Source organism: Microbulbifer sp. MCCC 1A16149 (assembly GCF_050368945.1).
Lineage (GTDB): Bacteria > Pseudomonadota > Gammaproteobacteria > Pseudomonadales > Cellvibrionaceae > Microbulbifer.
In genome coordinates this window covers 3267417-3293661 of sequence record NZ_CP185959.1, presented here as the reverse complement: position 1 = coordinate 3293661, position 26245 = coordinate 3267417, and the positions used below count along the sequence as shown (strand labels likewise).

The 26245-nt window shown below is 58.7% G+C and carries 21 protein-coding genes; 10 read left to right on the top strand and 11 right to left on the bottom strand.

The window, feature by feature from the left end; all coding sequences use genetic code 11:
• Positions 1 to 115 precede the first annotated feature (115 nt).
• Positions 116 to 2050: a molecular chaperone DnaK gene (dnaK, locus tag ACONT6_RS13845; protein ID WP_428819038.1), complete on the top strand. Its 1935-nt coding sequence runs from the start codon at positions 116 to 118 to the stop codon at positions 2048 to 2050.
• Between the two features lie 173 nt (positions 2051 to 2223).
• The gene (gene dnaJ, locus ACONT6_RS13840; RefSeq protein ID WP_428819037.1) at positions 2224 to 3348 is read left to right on the top strand and encodes a molecular chaperone DnaJ; all 1125 of its coding nucleotides are present in this window, start codon (positions 2224 to 2226) and stop codon (positions 3346 to 3348) included.
• A gap of 77 nt (positions 3349 to 3425) precedes the next feature.
• On the opposite strand, the gene ACONT6_RS13835 is transcribed toward dnaJ, so the two are convergent.
• From ACONT6_RS13835 to ACONT6_RS13815, 5 genes are read right to left on the bottom strand one after another with little or no spacing between them, the layout of a single operon-like run.
• Positions 3426 to 4601 carry a type III PLP-dependent enzyme gene (locus ACONT6_RS13835; RefSeq protein ID WP_428819036.1) on the bottom strand — a complete coding sequence of 392 codons (1176 nt, stop codon included), beginning with the start codon at positions 4599 to 4601 and terminating at the stop codon, positions 3426 to 3428.
• Positions 4602 to 4616: 15 nt separating this feature from the next.
• A complete protein-coding gene (locus ACONT6_RS13830) occupies positions 4617 to 6485 on the bottom strand; it encodes an IucA/IucC family protein (RefSeq protein WP_428819035.1) in 1869 nt (622 codons plus the stop codon).
• Complete coding sequence (locus tag ACONT6_RS13825) at positions 6463 to 7629, bottom strand: MFS transporter (protein WP_428819034.1); 1167 nt, start codon at positions 7627 to 7629, stop codon at positions 6463 to 6465. The genes ACONT6_RS13830 and ACONT6_RS13825 overlap by 23 nt, the downstream gene beginning before the upstream one ends.
• The gene (locus tag ACONT6_RS13820; RefSeq protein WP_428819033.1) at positions 7619 to 9373 is read right to left on the bottom strand and encodes an IucA/IucC family protein; all 1755 of its coding nucleotides are present in this window, start codon (positions 9371 to 9373) and stop codon (positions 7619 to 7621) included. Before ACONT6_RS13820 ends, ACONT6_RS13825 begins: the two co-directional genes overlap by 11 nt.
• The gene (locus ACONT6_RS13815) at positions 9370 to 10569 is read right to left on the bottom strand and encodes an ATP-grasp domain-containing protein (RefSeq protein WP_043319102.1); all 1200 of its coding nucleotides are present in this window, start codon (positions 10567 to 10569) and stop codon (positions 9370 to 9372) included. Before ACONT6_RS13815 ends, ACONT6_RS13820 begins: the two co-directional genes overlap by 4 nt.
• Before the next feature lie 356 nt (positions 10570 to 10925).
• Here ACONT6_RS13815 and ACONT6_RS13810 point away from each other — a divergent pair, with 356 nt between their 5' ends.
• On the top strand, positions 10926 to 11711 hold the full coding sequence (locus tag ACONT6_RS13810; protein ID WP_418295548.1) for an HpcH/HpaI aldolase family protein: 786 nt from the start codon (positions 10926 to 10928) through the stop codon (positions 11709 to 11711).
• 139 nt (positions 11712 to 11850) lie between these two features.
• Positions 11851 to 13896, top strand: a complete 2046-nt coding sequence (locus ACONT6_RS13805) for a TonB-dependent receptor family protein (protein ID WP_428819032.1) — start codon at positions 11851 to 11853, stop codon at positions 13894 to 13896.
• Between the two features lie 55 nt (positions 13897 to 13951).
• Here ACONT6_RS13805 and ispB read toward each other — a convergent pair whose 3' ends face one another.
• A complete protein-coding gene (gene ispB, locus ACONT6_RS13800; RefSeq protein ID WP_428819031.1) occupies positions 13952 to 14914 on the bottom strand; it encodes an octaprenyl diphosphate synthase in 963 nt (320 codons plus the stop codon).
• Between the two features lie 318 nt (positions 14915 to 15232).
• On the opposite strand from ispB, the gene rplU reads away from it, so the two are divergent.
• The 4 genes from rplU (at position 15233) to proB (ending at position 18409) form a co-directional block, all read left to right on the top strand.
• A complete protein-coding gene (gene rplU / locus ACONT6_RS13795; RefSeq protein ID WP_078083863.1) occupies positions 15233 to 15544 on the top strand; it encodes a 50S ribosomal protein L21 in 312 nt (103 codons plus the stop codon).
• Between the two features lie 31 nt (positions 15545 to 15575).
• Positions 15576 to 15833 carry a 50S ribosomal protein L27 gene (gene rpmA / locus ACONT6_RS13790; protein ID WP_010132157.1) on the top strand — a complete coding sequence of 86 codons (258 nt, stop codon included), beginning with the start codon at positions 15576 to 15578 and terminating at the stop codon, positions 15831 to 15833.
• A 119-nt stretch (positions 15834 to 15952) separates the two neighbouring features.
• Complete coding sequence (gene cgtA, locus ACONT6_RS13785) at positions 15953 to 17167, top strand: Obg family GTPase CgtA (RefSeq protein ID WP_181252252.1); 1215 nt, start codon at positions 15953 to 15955, stop codon at positions 17165 to 17167.
• A 108-nt stretch (positions 17168 to 17275) separates the two neighbouring features.
• Positions 17276 to 18409, top strand: coding sequence for a glutamate 5-kinase (gene proB, locus ACONT6_RS13780; RefSeq protein ID WP_428819030.1), 1134 nt, complete (start codon positions 17276 to 17278; stop codon positions 18407 to 18409).
• Positions 18410 to 18531: 122 nt separating this feature from the next.
• On the opposite strand, the gene rpsT is transcribed toward proB, so the two are convergent.
• From rpsT to ACONT6_RS13755, 5 genes are all read right to left on the bottom strand, one after another.
• A complete protein-coding gene (gene rpsT / locus ACONT6_RS13775) occupies positions 18532 to 18798 on the bottom strand; it encodes a 30S ribosomal protein S20 (RefSeq protein ID WP_010132154.1) in 267 nt (88 codons plus the stop codon).
• A 231-nt stretch (positions 18799 to 19029) separates the two neighbouring features.
• Positions 19030 to 21093: an ATP-binding protein gene (locus tag ACONT6_RS13770; RefSeq protein ID WP_428819029.1), complete on the bottom strand. Its 2064-nt coding sequence runs from the start codon at positions 21091 to 21093 to the stop codon at positions 19030 to 19032.
• 21 nt (positions 21094 to 21114) lie between these two features.
• Positions 21115 to 21807 carry a proteobacterial dedicated sortase system response regulator gene (gene pdsR, locus ACONT6_RS13765; protein WP_428819028.1) on the bottom strand — a complete coding sequence of 231 codons (693 nt, stop codon included), beginning with the start codon at positions 21805 to 21807 and terminating at the stop codon, positions 21115 to 21117.
• Between the two features lie 290 nt (positions 21808 to 22097).
• The gene (locus ACONT6_RS13760) at positions 22098 to 22808 is read right to left on the bottom strand and encodes an OmpA family protein (protein ID WP_428819027.1); all 711 of its coding nucleotides are present in this window, start codon (positions 22806 to 22808) and stop codon (positions 22098 to 22100) included.
• Between the two features lie 203 nt (positions 22809 to 23011).
• Positions 23012 to 23152, bottom strand: coding sequence for a hypothetical protein (locus ACONT6_RS13755; protein WP_428819026.1), 141 nt, complete (start codon positions 23150 to 23152; stop codon positions 23012 to 23014).
• Between the two features lie 206 nt (positions 23153 to 23358).
• Between ACONT6_RS13755 and murJ the strand changes: the two genes are divergently transcribed.
• Positions 23359 to 24987, top strand: a complete 1629-nt coding sequence (gene murJ, locus ACONT6_RS13750) for a murein biosynthesis integral membrane protein MurJ (protein ID WP_428819025.1) — start codon at positions 23359 to 23361, stop codon at positions 24985 to 24987.
• Between the two features lie 54 nt (positions 24988 to 25041).
• Positions 25042 to 26019, top strand: coding sequence for a bifunctional riboflavin kinase/FAD synthetase (gene ribF, locus ACONT6_RS13745; RefSeq protein ID WP_428819024.1), 978 nt, complete (start codon positions 25042 to 25044; stop codon positions 26017 to 26019).
• Positions 26020 to 26245 lie beyond the last annotated feature (226 nt).

The following is a 26245-nucleotide window of genomic DNA, read 5'->3' as shown; positions in this document are numbered from 1 at the left end:
CCCTGCTCCGCCGCCCTTGAAAACGAAACGGCGGCACCAATATAAGCAGCAACCGAATACAAACGTGTGCAGCCAGGACCGAATCCGGCGCGCAGTAAAGTGAGGAATCAGACCAATGGGAAAAATCATCGGTATCGACCTGGGTACTACCAACAGCTGTGTGGCAGTACTGGACGGCGACAAGGCTCGTGTCATCGAGAACGCTGAAGGCGATCGCACTACGCCTTCCATCGTTGCCTTCACCGACGACAACGAAGTACTGGTAGGCCAGTCCGCCAAGCGTCAGGCAGTGACCAACCCCACCAATACCCTGTTTGCGGTTAAGCGCCTGATCGGCCGCAAGTTCAAAGACGACGTTGTGCAGAAAGACATCAAAATGGTGCCTTACTCCATCGTTGAAGCCGAGAACGGTGACGCCTGGGTAGAAGTAAAGGGCGACAAGAAAGCACCGCCGCAGATCTCTGCCGAAGTCCTGAAAAAGATGAAGAAGACCGCGGAAGATTTCCTCGGTGAGAAGGTAGACGCTGCGGTAATCACCGTACCGGCCTACTTCAACGACTCCCAGCGCCAGGCGACCAAAGACGCCGGCCGTATCGCCGGTCTGGACGTGAAGCGCATCATCAACGAGCCGACTGCTGCGGCCCTGGCCTACGGCATGGACAAGGCCGGTGGTGACCGCACCATCGCCGTATACGACCTGGGTGGTGGTACCTTCGATATCTCCATCATCGAGATTGCCGACGTCGACGGCGAGAAGCAGTTTGAAGTGCTGTCCACCAACGGTGACACCTTCCTCGGCGGTGAGGACTTCGACCTGCGCCTGATCGACTACCTGGCCGAGCAGTTTAAGAAAGAGCAGGGCATCGACCTGAAAGGTGACCCCCTGGCCATGCAGCGCCTGAAAGAAGCCGGTGAGAAAGCCAAGATCGAGCTGTCCTCCAGCCAGCAGACCGAAGTGAACCTGCCGTACATCACTGCAGACGCTACCGGTCCGAAGCACCTGGTGGTCAAACTGACCCGCGCCAAGCTGGAAAGCCTGGTGGAAGAACTGGTAACCCGCTCTCTGGAGCCGGTTAAGACTGCGCTGGCCGACGCCGACATGTCTGCGTCCAGCATCGACGAAGTGATTCTGGTGGGCGGTCAGACCCGCATGCCGCTGGTACAGCAGAAAGTAACCGAGTTCTTCGGCAAAGAGCCGCGCAAAGACGTAAACCCGGATGAAGCGGTAGCCGTGGGCGCTGCCATCCAGGGCGCGGTTCTGGGCGGTGACGTGAAAGACGTACTGCTGCTGGACGTAACCCCGCTGACCCTGGGCATCGAGACCATGGGTGGCGTGGCCACTCCGCTGATCGAGAAGAACACCACCATCCCGACCAAGAAGTCCCAGGTGTTCTCCACCGCAGACGACAACCAGACCGCGGTAACCATTCACGTGGTTCAGGGTGAGCGCAAGCAGGCGGCGCAGAACAAGTCCCTGGGTCGTTTCGACCTGGCCGACATCCCGCCGGCGCCGCGCGGCATGCCGCAGATCGAAGTGACCTTCGATATCGATGCCAACGGCATCCTGCACGTGCACGCCAAAGACAAGGCGACTGGTAAAGAACAGTCCATCGTGATCAAGGCCTCTTCCGGTCTGTCCGATGACGAGATCGAAAAAATGGTACAGGACGCCGAGGCCAACGCCGAAGCGGACAAGCAGTTCGAGGAGCTGGTGACCACCCGCAACACCCTCGACGGCCTGATCTCTGCCACCAAGAAGACCCTGGAAGAAGCCGGCGACAAGGCGACTGCAGAAGAGAAAGCTGCAATTGACGCTGCCCTGTCGGAAGCGGAAGAAGCGGTGAAAGGCAACGACAAAGCTGCCATGGAAGCCGCGACTACCAAGCTGACCGAAGCCTCCGGCCCGGTAGCCCAGAAGATGTACGCAGAGCAGGCGCAAGCCGGCGAAGCGGCCGCGGAACAGGCCGAGCAGGCCCAGTCTTCCGGTGGTGACGACGCAGTGGACGCTGAGTTCGAAGAAGTCAAAGAAGACAAAAAAGAAGACAAGTAAGTAACTACTTGCCTATGCCCTGACTTGTAGGAGCCAGCCTTGCTGGCGAAACGCCGCTGGCGGGATTCAATCCATTCGCCTGCAAGGCAGGCTCCTACAGGGCAATACAAAAAGGCGCGGAGGCTCTGTAGAGCTTTCGCGCCTTATGCAGTTTAAGAAGAACACACAGAGCTATGTCCAAACGCGATTATTACGAAGTCCTCGGTGTCAGCAAAGGCGCGGACGAAAAGGAACTGAAAAAGGCATACCGTCGGGTAGCCATGAAGTTCCACCCCGACCGCAACCCCGATGACAAAGAGGCGGAGAACAAATTCAAGGAGGCCAATGAGGCCTACGAAGTCCTGTCCGATCCCCAGAAAAAAGCGGCCTATGACCAGTTCGGCCACGCCGGTGTGGACGGTCAGGCTGGCGGCGCGGGTGCCGGTGGCTTCGGTGGATTCTCCGATATTTTCGGCGACGTGTTCGGCGATATCTTTGGCGGCGGCGCCGGTGGCGGCCGTCGCGGACCGCAGCGCGGCTCCGACCTGCGCTACGACCTGGACCTGGATCTGGAAGACGCGGTGCGCGGCACCACCGTCAAGATCAAGGTGCCGACTCTGGCCAACTGTGGCACCTGTCACGGCTCCGGTGCCAAGGCCGGTTCCCAGCCCCAGACCTGTGGCACCTGTGGTGGCGCCGGTCAGGTGCGCATGCAGCAGGGCTTTTTCTCCGTTCAGCAGACCTGCCCCAACTGTCGCGGTCGCGGAACCGTAATCACCGATCCCTGTGGTAGCTGCCATGGTCGCGGTCGCGTGGAAGAAACCAAAACCCTGTCGGTCAAGGTTCCGCCGGGCGTGGATACCGGTGACCGTATCCGTCTTGCCGGTGAAGGTGAAGCCGGACCCGACGGCGGACCGGCCGGCGACCTGTACGTACAGGTTATGGTGCGCGAGCACGAGCTGTTTCAGCGCGATGGCAAGAACCTCTACTGTGAAGTGCCGATCAGCTTCGCCACCGCCGCACTGGGTGGCGAGATGGAAGTGCCGACCCTGGACGGCAAGGTCAAACTGAAGATCCCCGCAGAAAGCCAGACCGGCAAACTGTTCCGCCTGCGCGGCAAGGGTGTAACACCGGTCCGCGGCGGTGCACCGGGTGATCTGTTATGTCGTGTGGTGGTGGAAACACCGGTAAATCTCACCGCCAAGCAGAAAGAATTGCTGGAAGAGTTCGCGGGCACGCTCAGCGAAAAGAAGAACTCCCCACGTCAGACCGGCTGGTTTGAAGGGGTGAAGAACTTCTTTGGTGACATGAAGCTGTAACTCAGCAGCGCAGTAAAAACCCGGCAAATTAGCCGGGTTTTTTTATGGGGCAAGGGTCGGCTGCAACACTTCTTCCGCTAGTCCAGATAGCATACCTGTGGCGGCGCGTGCATCAGGAAATTCTGATGTGAAATATTCCACGCGTATGCACCGGCCAGAGGAAATACCAGATAGTCCCCGATAGCCAGTTCGTTAACCGGTTGCCGTGCCGCCAGCACATCCTTTGGTGTACAAAGCTGCCCGACGAGTGTAACGGACCCGTGACTAATGGCCTTACCCCGTTTGCGGCCTTCCAGCACAAAAAATGGATGGTCATGGGATTGCGCCGCCGGTGTACGAAAATGGTGGGTGCCGCCGTGCCCGATTGCGAAGTACTCCCCGTGATTGTGCTTGATATCTAATACTTCCATCACGTAGTAACCACAGGCCGCGGAAATGAAGCGGCCGCACTCAAAGCGTACCTTGGTATCCCCCAGGTTTGCCTGTTCCATCAATACTGCCAGCCCCCGGCAGAATCTCTCCCAGTCGAAATGATTTGCCTGTTCACCATAGTCTATTCCCATGCCGCCGCCGACATTCAGTATTGGCAAGTGCAAACCATATCCTTCACACCACCGTCGGAACGTGGAGAAGTAAAGCTCAATCAACTGGAGATGGGTATCTGCACACAATTGATGTGACATCATGTGGAAGTGAAACCCCTGCAGTGACAGCCCCGGATTGTCGCGGATCAGGGTGAGCGCGTTGTCCAGATCCTGCGGATCGAGTCCGAAAGGACTGGGCTTGCCGCCCATGGCGAGCTTGGTGAGGGCGATCCCTTCCAGTGGAATGTTCATTCGTAACAGAATGGGGACCTGCTGGTCTCTTTGCGTGCTGAGCTGAGCGAGCCTGTGCAACTCGGTGAGGCTTTCAACATGAAAGTATTCGACTTTCTTGTCCAGAGCACTGGCAAGTTCGCTTTCCAGTTTCCCCGGCCCGCCGAAAATCAGTGACATCTCCGGGTGGGTTTCATAAAGCCAATCGAGCTCGCCTCCGGACGCCGCTTCAAAGCCTTCCACCCAGGGGGCAAGTGCTGCGAGGATCCTGCGGTCTGGGTTGGCTTTTGCGGCGTAGTACAGCTGCGTATTTTCCGGCATTACTGAGCGCATGGCTGCGATATGCCGCTGGAGGTCTGCCAAATCGTAAATATATGCGCAGACAGGCTGCGATGCAGAAGCCACGGATTCAATGGCCTGTTTTAATCGGTGTTTCACATTAATTACCTGTTTCTATCTGGTGCGCAATGTGTGTTCTGAGCTTTGATGGTTCTGGCTTATGGGCAACGGCACCAGCGGGTTTTTCAGATTGGTGTAGCCCGCCTGGAAATCCGCTTGCTTTAACAACCGTGTCGTAAAGTTATTTTTGGATGGTATCGTCTCCCCGAGCAGTAGTCGGTCCAGCTCAGGCTGAGCACCATTTTCATCCTGCCACTGATCAACGGCCGTTCTTAGAAGTTGCCAAAGCTCGCACTCGAGCCTTATGTTTTCCTGGCAGTTATCTTCATCATTCCCTGCAGCAAGGTGGAAGATGGCCTCACTAAAATTATTCACCAGCAGGCAGTAAGCGATGCGCTTCCATCCCTTTTCCCGCTCGTAATAGACCGACTGTCGCGCCCGCGCTTGTAATTCGGAGAGCCGTGTAGCAGGCCAGAACTCGGGTAACAGCTTGGTGCCTTCGAGATCGCGAATCCAGATTTTATGGGGAAGGCCATTGTGAAACCCGATTACCGTATTTTGCAGGTGAGGCTCAAATACGACCCCCTGCTTGAAAAAGTAATAAAAGATACCGCGCAGGCTTGTTTCTATGTATCGCTGGAACCAGTCCAGTGCGATTTCTCGATAGCTAATACCCGATTGACGGCAGTGGTACGCTAGTTGAGTGGCAATGATGCTGTTTCCGCGAGCGTCACAGGTGAACAGGCTGGCGGCCAGTTGCGGTCGCAGGTTTTTATTAGCGCGGGCGCTCAGGTTTTCCCGGAAAAGGATACCGAATGATTCCATGCAATCTCTTGCAGAAGATTCATTCATGCCGAGCTCCCTCGCCAGGGCACCCAGGTCTAGCGTGCTTGCCAGTGGTTCGTACATCACCTGGAAGTCCGGACAGTATTCACGGGCTTCAGTAGCAAGCGGTCGTAGCAAGCCTGTCAGCGATACCGCGCTGTGCAGCTCATACCAGGCATTTTTTCGAATGCAGTTGGTCAGTCTCACATGAATGGAAAATTTCATCTGTAGATCAAGGTCTTCCCGATAAACCGTTCGCACCGATGACGTTGGCTGTACGGGATTGCCCAGCTCGCCTCGAGGCTTGAGTAATCCCTGTTTGATTGCCGCCAGTATCAGCGGCTGCTTCAACAGGTATTCCGCCTCCCAGGGATGACAGGGATAGAGATACCCACTTTGGCCGTGTAAATTTCGCAATACATTCTCTGCCTTTTCGGTCTGATTCCCCAAAATTCGGATCAGCTCCGGTGAGACTTCAAACCAGAAAAGCGGAAAGCTTGCAGAGATTTCAGGCGAACACTGCAGGAGGGTTTCGAGAGGCACACCGTGCCGGCTTTTCGGGCTGGGGTGCAGTGCATGCCCCCAAAGCAGGCTTTGCTCGGCACGGATAAAGCTATTTCCAGTTTGATCTGGATTGACTTTGCTGCTGCCGAGAAATGCCTGGGTAATGTCTCGGCTATTTTGTACCTGCTCGAGCAACTCTTCATTGAACTCTGCGGGCAATATCAATGAAAGGTGGTTCAGAAGGAAGGTACATAGCTCCAGGGTTTCCATTGCGAGCCAGGGAGAGCCTTCCTTTTTCACGAAGGGCTTTCCCAGGAAACGACAGCGGCCGATGTTACTGACCTGTTCGGCAACGGCGAGCAAACGGGCGCCGGACTGTGGAAAATTGAGCAAGACCCATTGGCCACTGGATTGCGCTTTGAGTGATCTCAGCGAAAGTGGGCAATCGGCAAGTTCGTGATGAAACGACACTTCATTGGCGTTCATTGCGCGCTCGCGGATATAGCAGTTCAGCAGGCAGGTGGTGGCATTTTTGTCAGAGAGCTCTGCATTGATCTGGGTCTGAACTGATTCAATAAACTTCCGTATTTCCATGGATTTTCATACTCCCGGTTTTGAATGCAAGCAGGGTAATAGCTATCCCGCAACTTACTGCGGATAGGAGGAAAGGCGTGGCACTGTGCTGGATTGAAGTCGAGGTGGCGGCACCAAGCCCTGCCAAGACGCCGCCCCACTTGCCGGCAGAATCGATAAAGCCAAAAGTACGTCCGGCCTGAGCTTTGTCGACTTGAGCGCTCAACAGGCGATTGAGTCCGGTATACGTAAACACTACGCCGATACCGAACAGGAGCCTCAACGGCCAAAGCTGTTCGAGTGATACCGCCAGGTATTGACCTGTACAGGACAATCCCAGGCACAACAAGCCAAGTAACGCCTGGCCCTGCGCAGGCAGCCGTATTTTTCCAGCGGGTACAATCAGTAGGATGTACACGACGTGTGGCAGGCTATATAGGAGGCCAACAAGTCCCTCTGTTGTCACACCCAGCGTATTGGCATAGGGCAAGAAATAGGGGTAGGTAGCGACCATGGCGAAGCAGAACAGGAACTGGAGAATGAAAAGCAGGTGTAGTGCCCGGGGGAGAGGAATGGCTCCCGCTCTCCTGTTGGAGCTGATATGTGGCGTGTCCGCCGGTAGGTTCAGCGTAATGAGTACTGCGATAAATGGCAGCATCGCGAGATAGCGATAGACCTGTAACGGCGCTATCCATTGCAAAGTCACCCCGAGCAGTATCGGCGCAATTATGAGAGCCATTCGTGCGGAAACCTGAGTGAGGTTCAGACTCTTTGCGAGCGTCTCGCCTTTCTGTTGGGTAGATAAAAATGCATTGGACGCGGCTATGGTCCCGCCACATGCGCCCTGCACAAGAAGCCCGATGGCGAATGTGGAGATGGATTCCGCAAAACCGCACAAGAGGAAGCCAATGATCAGCCCCAGTTGCGCGCGAAGCAGCGACGTACGCTTGCCAAAGCGATCCGCAAAGCGGCCCCAGAGAGGCGCGCTCAGGGCGGTACACACACTTGGCAGGGTAAACAGCAGGCCAACCCAGTAGCCCGGAAGGTTGGCATCCAGGTTTTGCAATATTCGCGGAATAAACAGCGTCATGCCCAGCACGCTGAAGGCTGAGAGGAAGTGGCATAACAGGACGCTGCCCACGAATGCATTCATGTTACTGCGCATTGGTCAACCTCAGGAAATTTGGTGCAGATTGACCGTAATGCTTGTTGATGTCAGCGGCACCTGAACGACTTTTACTGAGCAGGCTTCCGGCGCTGAGCAGGTACTTTATGGGGAGGAATTCCTGTCGCAGCAAGGATTGAGTCGCGAAAGTGGTATCCACTCCGTCACGTTGCAAGGAATCGAGCTCTACCTGTAAATATTTTCTTAATTTTTCATACAGGGGGCGCCGTCTGGCCAAACCGCGCTGGCAAACCGCCTCGATAATGACCGCAATATTCAACTGTAACGTGATGGTGCAGAACATTTGTGCCAGTGGCAGTTCTTCGTCAACCCGAATGCGTGCATCACGCAAATCTTCGATGATTGATTGCAACTCGGGTGCCGCGGAAATACAGCGAGAAGGTAAGATGCGGGCCGAGTCATTGTCTTTCATGATCAGGCCGAGGGGCCTGCCCTCACAAAAATTCAGTACGGCGTTTTGCTGGTTGGCCTCAAGCGCGATGCCGTAAACAAGCCACAGGCGCAAGTGCACCTTGAGCATCAGGGATAGATATGCATCGAGCCAGGCGTGCAGGTCTCCTCGGTAAAATTGGTCGGCCAGATGTTCGAGATACAGCCTCCCATCAGGCATCGGGCTCGCCAGCGCTGCTACCGGTACCAGCGTCGATTCCTGCAGTTGCTCAGCGGGGTAGTGGCGCAGGATGAACGCAAGCTCGCGAGATTCTCCGCAATGTCCGCCGGCCTGTTCGTCGCAGTGCAGATAGCTGCCGCGTAATACCGGGTCGTGCTTTGCTATCTCCGTCAGTAGGCGGGAAAAAGTATGGCCGTCATACAGGGTTGAGGGTTTGATCGAGCGGATATTTTTGGCCCCCAGCGTACTCATGCTGAGGGGTATTTTGATATGCAGATCCGGCTGGTCTACAAACATGACCGTTCGAACCGAGAGGGTAGGCAGGACTTCCCGTGCGCTATTGGGGGCCCGGATGATCCCTGCGTGCGGAAGCGTCAGGTGCTCCCAGGTCAACGGGTGTACCGGTAACAGATAGTGGCTGTGTGAAAAGTCTTCCGGTAAACCGACCTCGCTAAATGATGGCCAAACGGATGGCAGCGGCGCGGTCAGGGTAAGTAGGGGTTTTTCTACGGCCAGCCACCGCAGTGCAAAGCTCGACATAAATTCCGGGGCGTAGCGGCGCAGGTCCTCGTCGTCCAGGCCATGCTTTGCCCTGGCAGTCGGGTAAAAGGGGTGGTCGAGGTACGAGGCCACCTGCTCGCTGTAAAGCAGTCGCTGCCACCAGTGTGGTCGTGCGGATAGAGGCAGGCTTAACACCGCCTCTTGGTTTCGGTACGCCTCGAGACATAAATCGCGATGACGTACCGCGGTCTCCGATTCTTGGCAGTACGCGGAAAAAAGTGCCTGTGTTTCTTCATCCTGCGAACATGCAAGTAGGGACAACCAGTGACGATAGCCTCGCTGCTGCAGCCATTGGTCCTTGCTTTGCACCAGCCACTGGTCGCCAGTAGCGCGCCAGCTTTGCATAAATTCATGTTGTTCAACTGGCAGATAAACCGTGCCCTTGCCGGTGGTAAATGTCAGCCAGTAGTCGCTATGTAGCGCTACTGTAGATCGCACTGCCGATGTTGGACATTCGCGCGTGACAGTGGCGTGGGCAAGGTCACCAATTTGTTCGCGAATACAGGCGTTGATGATACGTTGCGTAATGTAGCTTTCGGCCGCTTCGCTCATGCTTGGATTCTCCACTCGAGAGTGCTGCAGAATTCCTCGACGGCGCTATGGAGGTCGATAGAGGCGCTGGCGATAGCGGTTACCACGCCAATGTAGTCTTTGTTGGAGCGCGATAAGCGGATGGTTTCCCCTTGTTTACGGAGTGGCTGGTAGCTGAATTTCACACCGTTTTCCTGCCGTTGAATTTCTCTTGTCTGCTCGACCACTTCACCTTCTTGCTCCGCTATCAGGTAGTGAATGATTGCCTGGTCCTTTGGCGCGCTAAATGCGGGGAGCGGTTCACCTTGGTGGAGTTGCAGGATGGGTATGAACCAACCTCCTGGCAGCAGTTCATCGAGGAGAAATTCACGGCCATCGCCGATGCTCCGGTAATTGATTTCTACCAGTTTCGGCCCGGATTCGGTCGCAATGAATTCGCTGTGGCAGACGCCGAAGTGCATACCGAATTCCCGCAGTTGTGCCAGTGCCTGCTCGCGGTACCGCATACTGTTTTTTCCATTCCATACCGCGCTGTGCTCGATGAAATCCGGTGGCTCGGAAAGTGTCACATCAAAACCACCAACCGCAATCAAGTCATGCCCGTCACCCAGGGTTTCCAGTGTGAACAGGTCTCCCTGCATATATTCCTCCAGCAGAACGGGAGTGATCGGATTGGCGCGACGGAATACTTTCAGGTATTCGGTGAGCTCTTCCGCGTTCTGACACATGCGCACATGCATGCTTGCCACGCCCTCGCGGGGTTTTGCGACGACCGGATAGCTGAGCTGTGTGGGAAGACTCTGGGTTGGCAGTAGCAATTCAGAGCGGGGTGTCGGGAGTCCTAGTTTTTCCAGGCGATTGCGCATAGACGCCTTGTTCTTGGCGGAATAGCAGCGGCGCCAGTTTTTTCCGGGTAGAGAGAAATACTCGGCCACCAGGGCGGTGACCGTCTGCAAGTGGTCACTATTGCTGAACACCATATCCGGTGAGAGGTCGTGACTGCTCAGGAGGTCAATCACGGCAAGGGGATTGAATACATCACATTCGAGAATGGTGATGGGTAGCTCTACTGACTGTTCGACAAGGTGCTGTTTGTGCGCCAGGCCGCAATCGGTCACAAGTGTGACTTCATAGCCCAGTTCCAGGCTCGCGGGGAGGAAGCCGCGCACGATAGCGGGATGGAGGATGTGCGTAATCAATACCATTTGACGGGACATTGCGATCTCCTTTGCAGATTGTGGAAACCGGGGAGCAAATTGCCCCCCAAAGCTCGGCTGCCGCACCGTCGGATTACGCCGTCATCAGATGAATTTAATTCCCCATTTTTTCAGGGGTTTTCAAACTGATGACAAAATTATTTCCTCTGTGCCAATCCGTCGGTACAGGTAACGGTGACGGAGCATACATAGGGAAACCCTGCTTGTATATCTAAATGAAAATGTTTATCATTTGAGTTAATTGGTTCGGGACGTGTGTCCCAATTGCTGTTGTCGGGCGGCTTGCTGGATCAAACCTCAGGCAGGTGGCAGCAGGTTATTTACGAAAAGTAATACGGGAAAAGGAAGTCGAAGCCGTGCTTCAAAAAAATTCGGCCAAGGAAAAAATGCTTCGCCGGCAAGAAGTGTTTGGCATTCTGAATTCTGTGCCCTCGCCGCTAGTTTGCGAAATGATCGGCGCTGCGGGCTACGACTTTATTATTCTCGATACCGAGCATCTGCTGGTGAATCCCGCGGAGCTGCAGCACTGTATTCGTGCTGCGGAGTCTTTCAATATAACGCCCCTGGTGCGTGTGCCGAGTAGTGACAACGCCCTGATTGCACGCGCATTGGATGCTGGTGCCCAGGGCATAGTGATTCCGCGTGTTAGCAGTGTGGCTCAGGCGCGTACAGCAATTGAGGCGGTGCGGTTTCCTCCCCGTGGGCGACGCGGAATTACCGGAGGGCGAAATACGGGCTTTGGAGCCCTGAATCTCGATGAGTATATGGCGCGGGCCGACCGCGAAGTTTTACTGGTGTTGATGATCGAGGATCCTGAAGGCGTCAGCGCGCTGCCAGAGATTCTCACGCTCGGTGGCATCGACATGATTCTCGAAGGGGCGCTGGATCTCAGTATTGCAATGGGCCATGGCAGCCAGGTCCAGCATGCATCCGTACAAGCGGCACTCCAGACCATGGCGGGCGCTTGCTTTGAAGCCGGCATTCCATTCTGTGCCATTCCCCGGCAGCCAGCCCAGCTCGATGCGTGGCGGGAAATGGGTGTGCATACCTTCGTTACCGGCGAGGATCGTGGAATTCTGTTTCGCCAGTTGAAGGCACACCTCAATGATTTCAAATCACCAGGCTCCGCGCGGTCCCCTTAATCCCTGCTAATCCCAACTAATCCCAATGTTTGATTTCCTGATATAGGCCAAGGACATTCCTATGCAAAATACGTCGAAATTTTTTCCGCGCTCAATGCTGAGCTGCGCTATCTTCGCTTCCGCTATCGGCGCTGTCGGAGTGCAAGCTGCAGATCGTGAGGGCGAGCCCGCAAAAGCCGAGCTGGAAGAGGTTCAGGTTACCGGCAATGTGTTGGGCAACTCGCTGCCGGAAGAAGTGCTCACTTATCCCGGTAATCGCAGTCTGTTGACCGCCGAGCAACTGCAGAAAATGGCCACTCTGTCCATTGATGATGGCCTGCAGCGGGTGCCGGGCGTCAAGATTCAGGATGAAAGCGGCACCGGTGTTTTACCCAATGTCGCCGTGCGCGGCCTCAACGCCAGTCGCTCGGGTTATACCCAATTTCTGGTTGATGGGATTCCACTGACTCTGGCTCCCTATGGCCACACCGGTCAATCACTGTTTCCCGCTGCCCTGAAAAGCCTCGATCGTATTGATATTGTGCGCGGTGGTGCGGCGGTGCAATACGGTCCCAATAACGTCGGTGGTGTAATCAACCTGGTTACCAAGCCGATTCCGCAGCAGTGGGAAACCAGTTTGCAGGAGAAGCTCACCAGTTTCTCCGGTGGCAATATGCTCACCGATACCTACGCCCGTACCGGTGGAGCACTAAACGACCAGTTTGCCATTCAGCTCGAAGGTAACCTGATTAGCGGTGATTCCTTTCGGGATCATTCGGATACCAGTGTCAAAAACTGGCTGGTAAAAAGTCGCTGGAATATCGATGCTGGCAAGCAATTGGATCTGACGCTGCAGCGCTACGACGCCGATACCGAAATGCCGGGTGCATTGACTGTGGACGCTTATGCCGAAAATCGGGAACAGTCACTGCGGCCCAACGATGAATTCCAGGGGGATACCACCCGTTTCAGTGCGCACTACAAGCAGCAGCTGGGTGAGCTGGGCTTCGCTGATGCAGGCACCTTTGAGTGGATGACGTTTGCGCACAACTCAACGCGTAATTTTCAGTGGGACTTCAGTACTGATCCCAGTGCCAATCACTGGGCGGACCCGGCTGCGCCAGCCACGTTGCTGCGCAGTTCACCGCGTGAGTTTGATGTTTGGGGCTCCGAGCCGCGGGTGAGCCTGCAGTTCGCAGGCGATGTTTCGCATACCCTGACCTTTGGTTCGCGTCTGGTAAAAGAAGAAGTGGATTACAAACTGGTCCAGACAGTGATCGATACCGGGGTTACCGCGACTCCGCGGGACTGGTTGCTGGAAACCAGTGCGATTGCCGCCTTTGTCAGTGACGAGATTCGCCTGCTGGATAAACGCCTGAGCGTTACACCGGGGCTGCGCTACGAAAGCGTCGACATGGATTTCACCGACGTGGGTAATGACTCTGCCACGGATAACCGCATCACGGAGCTGCTGCCGGGTATCAGTGTGGGCTTTGAGGCCAGCGACAAGCTCTTCCTCTACGCCAATACCCAGCGCTCTTTGCGCGCGCCACAAATCGCCGTCATCCGCGGCACTGGCGACGAGGGGGCGGAGCTGGCGTGGAATTATGAGGCGGGGATACGATTCGAGCCGGCGGAAAGTGCGAGTGTGAGTGCCTCGCTCTACCGTATCGATTTTACCGATCAGCTGCTCTACAACAGCAGCGAGCAGAGCTTCGACAATGTGGGCGAGACCCGTCACCAGGGCTTGGAGCTTGAAGGTGCGATTTCCCCCAGCAGCCTGCCGGCACTGCAGTTGCACATGGCCTACAACTATCTCGATAGTGAGCAGCGCGAGGGCGCCAATATCGGCAAGGAATTGCCCTACGCTTCCGAGCACCAGTTGAGCTGGGATGCGAGTTATGCACTGGCGGATGTCGATATCACACTGTCCGGCTTCTATTTCAGCAGTGCGTACAGTGATCAGGCCAACACGGAAGAAGAGCTGGCATCCGGTACCACCGGGAAGCTACCGGCCTACACCGTGTGGAATCTGCAGGTGAGCAAGGTATTTACCCAGGCGAATGGCTCAGAGTTGTACACCGGTCTCTCGGCGAACAACCTGCTGAACGACGAGTATTACTTCCGCGGCATCGATGTGAGCCCTTCCGGCCGCTATCCGGCACCGCCGCGTTCGATCAGCGCGGAACTGAAGTACACCTTTTAAGTAAGGGGGAGGTTCAGTGGAAAACGAGCCGGGCGGCCGCCCGGCTCGTTTCCGATCAGGTGGTTCTTTCAATTGCAAAACTGGCCAGCTGCTTTAGCGCGGTTTTGTGTTCGCCTTCTTCCAGAAACTCCAGTTTCTCCATCGCCAGGTCTACTTCGGCGCGGGCGCGCTCCAGGGTGTAGTCCAGGGCGCCGCAGGCCTCGATGGCGGCGACAATCGGCTCGAGCTGATCCGCACTCTTCTGTTCGATGGCCTGCCTCACCAGGGCCGCCTGCTCGGCGGTACCGTTCGCCATGGCGTAGATCAGTGGCAGGGTGGGTTTGCCCTCTGCCAGGTCGTCACCCACATTCTTGCCCAGCTCTTCCGAGTTGCCCCGGTAGTCCAGCGCGTCGTCTACCAGCTGGAACGCGGAGCCTAAATGGCGGCCATACAGCTTGAGGGATTCGCGTTCTTCCGCGCTGCAACCGGCGAGTACCGCGGCGGTTTCGCAGGCGGCCTCAAACAGGGCGCCGGTCTTCTTGTGGATAACATTGAGATAGTTGGCTTCAGTGACTGCGGGATCCCCAGCGTTCACCAGCTGCTGTACCTCGCCCTCGGCGATGGTGTTGGTGGTGTCGGAGAGGATGGACATGATGTCCATATCCTTCAGGGCCACCATCATCTGGAAGGCGCGGGAGTACAGGAAATCGCCCACCAGCACCGCCGGCGCATTGCCCCACTGGGCATTGGCGGTGAGGCGGCCGCGGCGCATGTCGGACGTGTCCACCACGTCGTCGTGCAGCAGGGTGGCGGTGTGAATGAATTCGATAATGGTGGCGAGGCCGATATGGGCGGTGCCCTTGTAGCCCGCAGCGCGGCTGCACAGCAGCACCAGGAGAGGGCGCAGGCGCTTGCCGCCGGCTTCCACCAGATAGTGGCCGATGTTTTCCACAAGGGGGACGTCTGAGTGCAGCTGGTCGAGAATATGCTGGTTGACGGCGGCAAAGTCGTCCGCGGCTACCTGATGAAAGGGCAACATGCAGGGTTCCTTATACTTCTGTGATATCTGGCTTCGGGATTCTGGTGTGTGGTCTGCTTACGGCGGCACAAGCCTAGCGGTTTTGGCCCCGGGCGGAAAGGCGACCTGATGGAAAAGTGCGCTATTGTATCAATCGGGCGAATTGATTAGAATCTGCGCCCCGCTCGAACTGGGCCTGTCCTCTGTGGATAGCCGGTAGGCGGAAAATGTAGTTTTAAACATCAACGGCGCAAGCTCCCAAAATGCTGGCTGGTTGGTCACCTTTATACTTTGTGACCCCGTCGCTGCTTCGTGTCGTCCATTTTGGAGCATAGAAATATGTACGCTGTTATCGAAAGCGGTGGCAAACAACACCGTGTTGAAGAAGGCGAAGTTCTGCGCCTGGAAAAAATTGAAGTGGCTACCGGTGAATCTGTCGATTTCGACAAGGTTCTGATGGTAGTTGACGGCGACGCCATCAACATTGGTGCGCCGGTAGTGGAAGGTGCCAAGGTGACTGCAGAAGTGCTGAGCCACGGCCGCGGCGAGAAAGTGAAGATCATCAAGTTCCGTCGTCGTAAGCACTCCATGAAGCGTCAGGGCCACCGTCAGTGGTACACCGAAGTTAAAATCACTGGCATCAAAGGCTAATCACCGGGTAATAGAAGAGGAGTAACTACTCATGGCACATAAGAAAGCTGGCGGTAGTACGCGCAATGGTCGCGATTCCGAAAGTAAACGCCTGGGCGTAAAGCGCTTTGGCGGTCAGGCTGTCTCTGCAGGCAGCATCATCGTTCGTCAGCGCGGCACCAAGTTCCACGCTGGTGTTAACGTTGGTATGGGCAAAGACCACACTCTGTTCGCTACCGCTGATGGCGTAGTGAAGTTTGAGGTCAAAGGCGCCAACAACCGCAAGTTTGTTTCCATCGAAACAGCCTAAGCGGTCGTAACGCCCGATAAAAAGCCCCGCAATCGCGGGGCTTTTTTGTATCTAGCCCGTTTTTTGTTATTTCTGTGGGCAAATTACACTGAAGACCGGGTAATCCGGTAAGTAGAGTCATGAAATTTGTAGATGAGGCGCCGATTTCGGTGCAGGCCGGCAACGGCGGTAAAGGGTGTCTGAGCTTTCGGCGCGAGAAATTCGTCGCCAAGGGTGGTCCCGACGGCGGTGACGGCGGCGACGGCGGCTCGGTGTATTTGCTGGCTGATGAGTCACTGAACACCCTGGTGGACTACCGCTACCAGCCCAACTACCAGGCCCAGAACGGCGAGGCCGGTCGCGGTCGCAACTGTACCGGCGCCAAAGGTGAAGATCTGGTGCTCAAGGTGCCGGTGGGCACTACCGCCATCGATGTGGATACCGGGGAGACCCTGGGCGATCTGCTTGAGCCTGGCGAGAAGCTGATGGTGGCGCAGGGTGGCTGGCACGGCCTGGGCAATACCCGGTTCAAGTCCAGTACTAACCGCGCGCCGCGCCAGACGACTCCCGGCAGTGAGGGCGAGCGTCGCAACCTCAAGCTGGAGCTGAAGGTGCTGGCAGATGTCGGCATGCTGGGGCTGCCGAATGCGGGCAAGTCGACCTTTATCCGCGCGGTGTCTGCGGCCAAGCCGAAGGTGGCGAACTACCCGTTCACCACGCTGGTGCCCAACCTGGGTGTGGTGAAGGTGCAGAAGTATCGCAGTTTTGTGATTGCGGATATTCCCGGCCTGATCGAGGGGGCTGCAGAGGGCGCCGGCCTGGGTGTGCGCTTCCTGAAGCACCTGACCCGTTGCCGCGTATTGCTGCACCTGGTGGATCTGGCGCCGTTCGACGGCTCTGATCCGGCGCAGAATGCGCTGGCGATCGAGCATGAGCTGGAGAGCTTCAGTCCTACCCTGGCCGGTCGTGAGCGCTGGCTGGTGCTGAACAAGACCGATCTGGTGCCGGCGGATGAGCTGGAAGAGCGCTGTCAGTCTGTGGTCAATGCCCTGGGTTGGCAGGGACCGGTATTCCGTGTGGCGGCCATCCGCGGCGAGGGTACCGATGTGCTGAGCGGGCAGCTGATGGATTACCTCGAAGAGCGCAAGGAAATGGAAGAGCTGGACGGCAACCTGTTCGAGGCCGAGCAGGAAGCGCAGCGCCAGATGCAGCGCGAGGCGCGCGAGCGTATTGAAGAGCTGCGCGAAACCCAGCGAGCCAAGCGCAAAGCGGCAAAAGAATCCGGTGAAGTTGACGAAGATGATGAAGATTGGGACGACGATGACTACGACGTCGATGTAGAATATCGTCCCTGAGAAAATCGCCCCTTCAGAGCTTTATCCTGATCCTGGCCAGCACTGGCCGAGGTTCATCTGAAGCCCGCCTGAGTGACCTGAAGGGGCGCGTCCTGATATGAGGAAGAAATGGACTCCATCTCGTCGCGCCAACAGCTTTCTACCAGCAAGCGCTGGGTCATCAAAATAGGCAGTGCGCTGCTGACCGACAATGGTCGCGGCGTAAATCGTGCGGCCATCCATAACTGGGCTGGCCAGATCAGCGCCCTGCGCCGGCAGGGAATTGAGGTGTTGCTGGTCTCTTCCGGTGCGGTTGCGGCGGGTATGGATCGCCTGGGCTGGCGCAAGCGCCCGGAGTCCATTCATCAGTTGCAGGCCGCTGCCGCGGTGGGCCAGAGCCACCTGGTGCAAGTGTACGAGCATGCATTCGGCCAGTACGACTGTCGCACCGCGCAGATCCTGCTGGACCACGACGACCTCTCCAATCGCACCCGCTACCTTAATGCGCGCAGCACCCTGAAGACCCTGCTGTCGCTCGGTGCCGTGCCGATCATCAATGAAAACGACACCGTCGTTACCGAAGAAATCCGCTTTGGCGACAACGATACCCTGGGGGCGCTGGTGGCGAACCTGGTGGAGGCGGATGTGCTGCTGATTCTCACCGATGCCGAGGGGCTGTTCACCGAAGATCCCCGGGATAACCCGCACGCTGAGCTGGTGCGTGAGGCCACGGCATCGGATCCCCGCCTGGAGGCGATGGCGGGGGATTCACGCAGCGGGCTGGGACGCGGTGGTATGGCCACCAAGGTGCGCGCAGCCCAGCTGGCAGCGCGCTCCGGGGCGCGCACGGTGATTGTCGGCGGCGCGAATGATTCGGTGATCGAGCGAGTGGTGGCGGGAGAAGACCTGGGAACCCTGCTGTTGCCTGAGGCAGATCCTCTGACCGCGCGCAAGCGCTGGCTGGCGGGTCAGTTGCAGGTGCGGGGGCGTCTGCTGCTGGACGGCGGTGCCGGGCGCGCGCTGCGCAGTCAGGGGAAGAGCCTGCTGCCTGTTGGGGTGACCGGTATCGAGGGGCGTTTTCACCGCGGAGACCTGGTCAGCTGTATCAGTGAGGCGGGGGAGGAGATTGCCCGTGGGCTGGTGAACTACGACAGTGCCGAGGCGCAGAAGATCTGCGGCCAGCCTTCAGACCGGATTATCGATCTGCTGGGATACCGCGACGATGACGAGCTGATCCACCGGGATAATCTGATCCTGCTGTAGGTCAACCCTGCCGCTGGCTCGGTTGTAGTGGTCTCAAGCGGGATCGCTACATTATTCCAGGCAATAAAAAACCCCGCAATTGCGGGGTTTTTTGTGCTCAGAAGAGCGGGCTTCCTGATAGATCAGGCAGCCAGCTTTTTGATCTGGGCATTCAGGCGGCTCTTATGACGAGCAGCCTTGTTCTTGTGGATGATGCCCTTGTCGGCCATGCGGTCGATAACCGGCACGGCTTCCGCGTACGCGGTCTTGGCTTTTTCCGCATCACCTGCATCGATGGCTGCAACTACCTTTTTGATGTAGGTGCGCACCATGGAGCGCAGGCTGGCGTTGTGATTGCGGCGCTTTTCGTTTTGGCGCGCGCGTTTCTTCGCTTGAGGTGAGTTGGCCACCGGTTGCTCCTGTCTGGAATCTGTAAAACTCGAACTTCGGGCCGGGGGCCCGTTTGGGACGCGACATTATCCCCAGCGCCGGTCGTTTGTCAACCACCGCCAAGGGCTGTTTGTGACCGGCCGTGCCTGCACAGGATCGGTAACGGATCAGCAGGGGATGCAAGGGGCGCCGGGACGGTAGAAGGCGCCCAAAATGGCTGTGTCTACATCCTCCCCTGGGGGATAAATCCACTAGCGGGGCAGGCTCAGGGTAAAGATCACCCCGCTGTTGTCATCGCGGTTGGCGGCGCTCAGTTCCCCCTGGTGGAAGTCGGCAATCAGGCGCGCAATATGTAGCCCCAGTCCCAGGTGACCGGCCTTGCCGCCGTCGTCGCGCACCGAAACCAGGGAGTCGAACAGTTTCTGGCCAAAGCCTGCCGGCAGCGGCGGGCCGTCATTGCTGACACTCAGCCGGTACTGCTGGCGCTCTGTTTCCAGCGTCAGGCGGATTTCGCTGCCCGCGGGGGCGAAGCTCACTGCATTGTCCACCAGCTTATCGAGCAGCTGTGCCAGTAGCTCTGGCGCGCCGTGATAGGACTGGGGGCCATCTGGACAATCCAGCGCAAAGCGGTGTTCCGGGCGCGCATCTGCGTAACTCTGGGTCAGGAGCTGTAGCAAGTCGGCGAGATCGAAGGTCTCCTTGTCCGCCTGGCTGATACTGGCCTCCAGGTGGTTGGCGGCGGACAGTGCATTGAGAATCGACGACAGGCGCGCACCGCCATCGGCAGCGCGCTCGGCATAGCGGCGACTGTCGGCGTCCAGTTCGCCTGCCGCGAGGTTGTCCAGGGAAGAGCGCACAACCGCCAGCGGGGTGCGCAGTTCGTGGGAGAGTTTGCTCGCCAGACTGCGCAGGTACTGGTGGTAGTGGTCCAGCTCTGCGAGCAGGCTGGCAAAGGCGCGATTGAGCGCGCCGAGCTCGTCATTGAGATACGGGCGTGGAAAGTCGCCGCGCAGCCGGCCGCTGGCATCCACTGCATTGCGCGCTGCGCGGTGCAGGCGCCGAATGCGCCAGGAGAGCCAGCTCGCATAGCCCAGCAACAGCAGCAAAACCAGACCGGCTGCGGCGGCGGTGGTGAGCCACAGTCGGCGCGCAGCAGATTCGGTCAGCGACTGCAGGGCACCCGCGGACTGGGCCGCGATCACCCGTCCAAGAAGCGGGCGTTCGATGATGTCGTCGGCGCGGGTGACCACAGGCACGCTGACCGCGCCGATACGCTCATCGCCCGGTGCGCTGAGGGCGTCCTCGGGGGCGCCGAACCACTGCGACGCGGTCTCGCGGTTTTCGGTCAGGGCCGCGGGGTATTCCCCTTGCGGCAGCGGTGGCAACTGGTCGGTTTCCAGCAGCTGGCGGTAAAACCAGTCGCGCAACCAGCGGCGCTCGTGGGAGGCGCGATTGGCTGCGCGATCCCCATTGCTGGGAGTGCCCCCGGATTGCGCCAGCACAAATCCCTCCTGATCCACTACGGTCAACTGCAGCTCCGGCCGTGCAAAGTGCTCCAGTTCCTGCTGCAGTGCGGGCAGGGGTTCTATCAGGTTGCCCGGGCGACCGTCGGCGGGCAGGGTGCTGGCGAGCCGCGCGGGATCTTTGCCGTCGCTGTGGGTGCGATCGAGCACACGGATGGCCAGTTCACCGCCGGTGAGCGCAAACGGCAGTGCCAGTTCGAGCTGGTAGCCCTGGGGTGAGGCGGTCCAGCGACCGCGCAGGCGCAATTCGCGCTCGTAGCTGCCGCGCCGGGGGTTGTAGTGCAGGGCGCGCACCGGTCCCTGGCTGGCCACCGGCAGGGTGTATTGCTGTCGCGCGGTGTAAATTTCTACGGTGTCGCCACTGGAGATACCGGTACTGCGGGGGTCGTGGTAGCTGGCGGTGCGATCTTTTACCGTCAGTAGCAGGTACACCTGGCTGCCGTACTTGCCCAGAGTGACCCGGGCCATTGGTTGGCCAGTCTGGTCGCGCAGTTTGCGCGGGCGCAATTTGAGGGCGCGCCATTCTTCACCGTAGCCGTCGAGTACCGGCGCCTGTGCCAGTGGGTTGAGATACAGCTGGGCGCCGGGTGGCCGACCGGTACGCTTGGGATCGGGGGCGATCAGCTCCGGGGCACTGGCAAGACGCGCGGCGATGGCATTGCCGGTGGCCTCCAGGGTCTGGATCTGTCCCTGGCTCAGCGCCTTGTCCACCTGGCGCAGGTACTGGCAGCCGGCCCAGGGCAGGGCCAGGGTGCAGAGGCTGAGCAGGACCAGTTGACGGCGAAGATTCAAGGAGGCACCCATAAGTCGATGTCAGACCTGCCAGCGGTAACCCATACCGTAGGCGGTGCTGATGGCGTCGAAGCTGCTGTCGATGGCCTGGAACTTGCGCCGGATGCGCTTCACATGGGAGGTGATGGTGTTGTCGTCCAGCACCACCCTGGCGGCCTCCATCAGCTGGCTGCGGGATTTCACGTGTCCGGGGCGCTTGGCCAGGGCGTGCACAATCCAGAATTCCGTGACGGTGAGGTCGACCGGCTCGCCTTTCCAGTGGCAGTGCAGGCGGGACACGTCCAGGGTCAGGTCTCCCTGGGTGAGGATTTCGCTGTCGTCGCTCTGGGACTGCATCACGCTAACCCGCCGCAACAGTGCGCTGATGCGGGCCTGCATATGGGGGAGGGAGATGTCCTTGGTGAGGTAGTCGTCGGCACCGAGGCGCAATCCGGAAATGATATCGAGCTCGGAGTCCCGCGCGGTGAGAAACAGGATCGGCAGGGTTGGGGCCATGGCCCGCAGTTCCCGGCACAGGTCAAAGCCGCCTTCGATTTCCGCGCCCAGGCCCACGTCAATCACTGCTAGGTCCGGCAGTCTCTGTTGAAATGCGGCGAGGGCCTCCGGGCGCGTGTGATACAGGTTCACCTGATAACCGGTGCGGCGCAGGGCATCGCGGTAGTTCTCGGCAATGGCGATTTCGTCTTCGACGATGGCAATGGTTGGGCTGGTCATGATGGATTCCGGCACCGGCTCACTTATTTTTGGGGTCGGGTATTGCGTGGTTGTCAGTGTCGTTATTTGTATTCGAACACTGTGTCTGGCGGAAAATCATGCCCGAACAGGGGGGCAGCTGGCAAAACTTACTGGAAATGTGGGTGACACGCGCAAAAAAAGCGCGCAGCGTTGGGGGCGGCGCGCAAGGTTACGGCTTACAGGGTTGAGGAGAGTTGCATGTCTGTGCGCATGGCAGCCTGCCGGTCGCCGCTTTTGCGGAGCGGTAACCGGCGGACTCGGCCCGGCAATCAGAAGGTGCCGGCCATGGACTCCGGCATGCCGAAGTGGATGTCTACGCGGCGCTCAAAAGCGTAGGCGTCTACATCGCCCTTGGTTGCCTTGGACTGGCTGGCGCCCAGCGCGCGGCGTTCGATACGCTCTGGAGCGACACCGTAGGCTTCTAGAGCGCGCTGGACACTGAGGGCGCGCTGGTCGGACAGGACATTGTTGTAGCCGTCGCTGCCGCGGGGGTCGGAGTGCCCCTCGAGGTAAACCTGCAGCTGCGGGTGGCGGTTGAGGAAGTCAGCCATGGCGGCGACCTGGCGTTCCTGCGCATCATGCAGCTGGTCGTCACCGGTGGTGAACAGCATCTGGAACTCCAGGCTGTCCATCGCCAGCTCGCGGGCGTCGTTGGCGGACAGTCGCGCCGCATCCAGTTGTTGTGCGAGGTTGCCCAGTTCGGAGCGGCTTTCGGTCAGTTGAGTTGCGAGCATGTCTGCCTCTTCTGCTTGCTTGATCTGTTCGCCCAGCCAGGCTCCACCGAGGGCGCCTGCGATAAAGCCGACCGGGCCACCTACGGCGGCGCCCGCAACTGCGGCGCCGGTGAATACTGTGGCCTGCTTGGCCGGTGTCAGGGCGTTGCCCTGCACTGCGTTCTCGGTGTCAGTGGCGGCCTCAGCGGTTGCAACATTGTTCAGGGCCAGGGTGCTCAGGGTTACTGCCATCAACATCTTTTTCATGATCGTGTTCCTTGCGATTTAGGTTTGAAATGACTGCTCTTGGTTCCGACCGGGTTAGTGTTCCCGCTTCGGTTGAGTGTCATTTAACCCTCGCAAGGAGGCACTGACGTGGCGCCAGTGGGGCAAATTCCGCAGCAATTATGGCGAAATGTGGCAGCCCGGCCTGTGACTCAGTTCAGCCTCCAGCAAAGCTGATGCAGAACTTAGCTGCTGTGGCGCCGGTAGCGGCGATCCCGAGGCTGGTCTATCCGCACACGAACCCGCTGGGGGCGCGGCCCTAGGGCGACTGCGGCATACAGCAGAACCGCCAGGATCAGGGCAATAATCAGCGCATTGATGGTCATTCCGTCTCTCCTCTGTTGCCGCCACTCCCTGCGGCTCGCCAACTGCTTAAACTGAGTATAGTTCCCCCTCGCGCCAACCGTAGGATGACGTGGGGGCGTAATGCTATCGAGCGAGCAGAAAGCGGCCGCCGGCGGGTGGCCGCGCAAGTGGATTGCGGTAGACTTGCCGGCCATCACTCAGGCATCGCTAACCAGGAATCAGGGACGTGGCAGTATCTCCGCCCGAACAGGAATCAACCGAGCACCCCCCGCAGGTAAGCAAAGATAGTCCGCAAAAAGGACTGCTGCGCGGAACCTCCGTGGTAGGTGGTGCCACTTTGTTATCGCGGATCATGGGGTTGGCGCGCGACGTGGTGTTCGCCCGACTCACCGGTGCCAGCGACGCGGCCGATGCCTTCTTTGTGGCTTTCAAGATTCCCAATTTTTTCCGGCGGCTGTTCGCCGAGGGCGCGTTTTCCCAGGCGTTTGTGCCGGTACTGGCCGAGTATCGCCAGAATGGTGGTCTGGCGGCGGTCCGGGAGCTGAATGACCGGGTGGCCGGGGCCCTCGGCGGAACCCTGTTGCTGGTTTCCCTGTTCGGCGTGCTGTGCGCGCCGCTGGTGACCGGGCTTTTTGCCTTTGGCTGGTGGTGGGGCGGCAACGAGCCGCAGAAGTTCGCCATGGCCACGGAGATGCTGCGCATCACCTTCCCGTACCTGGCGTTGATCTCGCTTACCGGATTTGCCGGGGCCATACTCAACAGCTTTGACCGGTTCGCCATTCCCGCCCTGACCCCGGTTTTGCTCAATCTGGTGTTGATTGCTGCCGCTACCGTGGCCGCTGGCTGGTTTGAGCCCCAGGTAATGGCGCTCGCCTGGGGCGTACTGGCCGCCGGCGTGGTGCAGCTGTTGTTCCAGCTGCCTTTCCTGGTGCGCGAGGGATTGTTACCGCGACCCAAATGGGACTGGCAGTATCCTGGGGTGCGCAAGATCCTGCGTCTGATGGCGCCCGCCATCTTTGGTGTGTCCGTCACCCAGATCAGCTTGGTGCTGGATACGGTATTGGCGTCCTTCCTGCCCACCGGGTCTGTGACCTGGCTGTATTTCTCCGACCGACTCACCGAGCTGCCCCTGGGGGTGTTCGGTATCGCCGTGGCCACGGTCATCCTGCCGAACCTGTCCCGCCAACATGCCGGCGGCGACCCAAAGCGCTTCCGTCACACCATCGACTGGGCCCTGCGCTGCGTCACGCTTATCGCGCTGCCGGCTGCGGTGGCGCTGTTCGTGCTGGCCGAGCCGCTGCTCACGGTGCTGTTCCAGTACGGCAATATGACCCCGCGGGATATGACCATGGCCGCCTGGTCGCTGCGCGCCTACACCTTCGGCCTGTTGTCGTTCATGCTGATCAAGGTGCTGGCGCCCGGCTATTTCGCCCGCCAGGATACTGCGACACCGGTGAAATTTGGCTTGATCGCCATTGCCTCGAAAATGGTTCTCAGCCTGCTGTTTGTGGTGCCCCTGCATCTCTATTTCCAGCTGGGACATATGGGGTTGGCTATGGCCACCGCGGGCCAGGCGGCAATCAATGCCTGGTTGCTGTACCGCGGGCTGCGCCAGGGTGGTGTCTACGCGCCGGAGGCGGGCTGGAAGGCTTTCCTGCTGCGCTTGCTGCTGGCCAATCTGGCGATGGCGGCGGTATTGCTGGTAGTTCTCCATTACTGGTCCGGCTGGCACGATTGGGCCTGGTGGCAGCGCGCCTGGCGCATGGGCGCCCTGGTGGCGGCCGGCGGCGGCACCTATGGCCTGGTTCTCCTGGCCAGCGGGTTGCGCCCGCGACATTTCCGGGCCACATCGTGAGGGTAAAATCCGTTATACTGCGCCGCTTGATTTTGCAAGGGTGAGTGAAGCACTGTGACCGAGCAACGGGAGCTGATTCGCGGGTTGCACAACCTGCGGCCGCGCCACCAGGAGTGTGTGGCGACCATCGGTTCATTCGATGGCGTACATCTGGGGCATCAGGCCATTATCACCCAGCTGCGCGCGCGGGCGGCGGAGCGACAGCTGCCGTCGGTGGCGATCATCTTCGAGCCCCAGCCCCACGAGTACTTCTCTGGTGAAAAAGCACCAGCGCGGCTGATGCGTTTCAAGGAGAAGGTGTTGGCCCTGTTTGCCGCCGGGGTGGATCGGGTACTGTGCCTGCAGTTTAACGAGCGTCTGCGCAACCTGAGTGCGCAGGCATTTATCCAGCAGGTACTGGTGGACGGTCTCGGCGTGCGCCACCTGGTGGTGGGAGACGATTTTCGTTTCGGCTGCGATCGCAGTGGTGACTACGCTCTGTTACAGGAGGCGGGCACGCAGGCGGGCTTTACCGTCGAAGACACCGCAACCCTGGAGATCGCCGGTGAGCGGGTAAGCAGCACCCGTATCCGTGAAGCGCTGCAGAGCGCCGACTTTGCGCTGGCAGAGCAGCTGCTGGGCAAGCCGTATCGCATCACCGGTCTGGTGGCCCGCGGACGCGCTTTGGGGCGCCAGTTGGGCGCGCCCACGGCGAATGTGCGCTTGCACCGCTACCGTTCGCCTCTGGTGGGTGTGTATACGGTCACTGCGAAGCGCACCGATGGCAGCCCGATGGCGGGCAGCTGTATGGAAGTGGCTGGCGTGGCCAATGTGGGTTTCCGCCCGACGGTGGAAGGTGAAGGTGCAAAGCCGTTGCTGGAAGTGCACCTGTTTGATTTCAGCGGCGATCTGTACGGTCGTGAAATTGCGGTGACCTTCTGCCACAAGCTGCGTGACGAAGAAAAGTTTGAGTCGCTGGATATCCTCAAGCAGAAGATCGCCGAAGACATTGAAAATGCAAAAGCCTGGTTTGTAAGCTGCAAACCGAATTGAAATAAACGAATTTACCCCTTCGCATCTGACAGAGTGCAATTCACAGATGCGAAGGCAGAGCACCGGATGCGGACTTTCAGGAGCGTCGGCGACAGGACGTCGCCGCCGCAGCGCCCAGGGATGGGTTCACAGCGGTCCTGCAAGTCCGCATCCGGTGCTCTGCCGTCACTAAACATGATTTAGTGGTGCCCCGGAGCCTGAACAAGGCGTTCTGATTTGGTCCGGG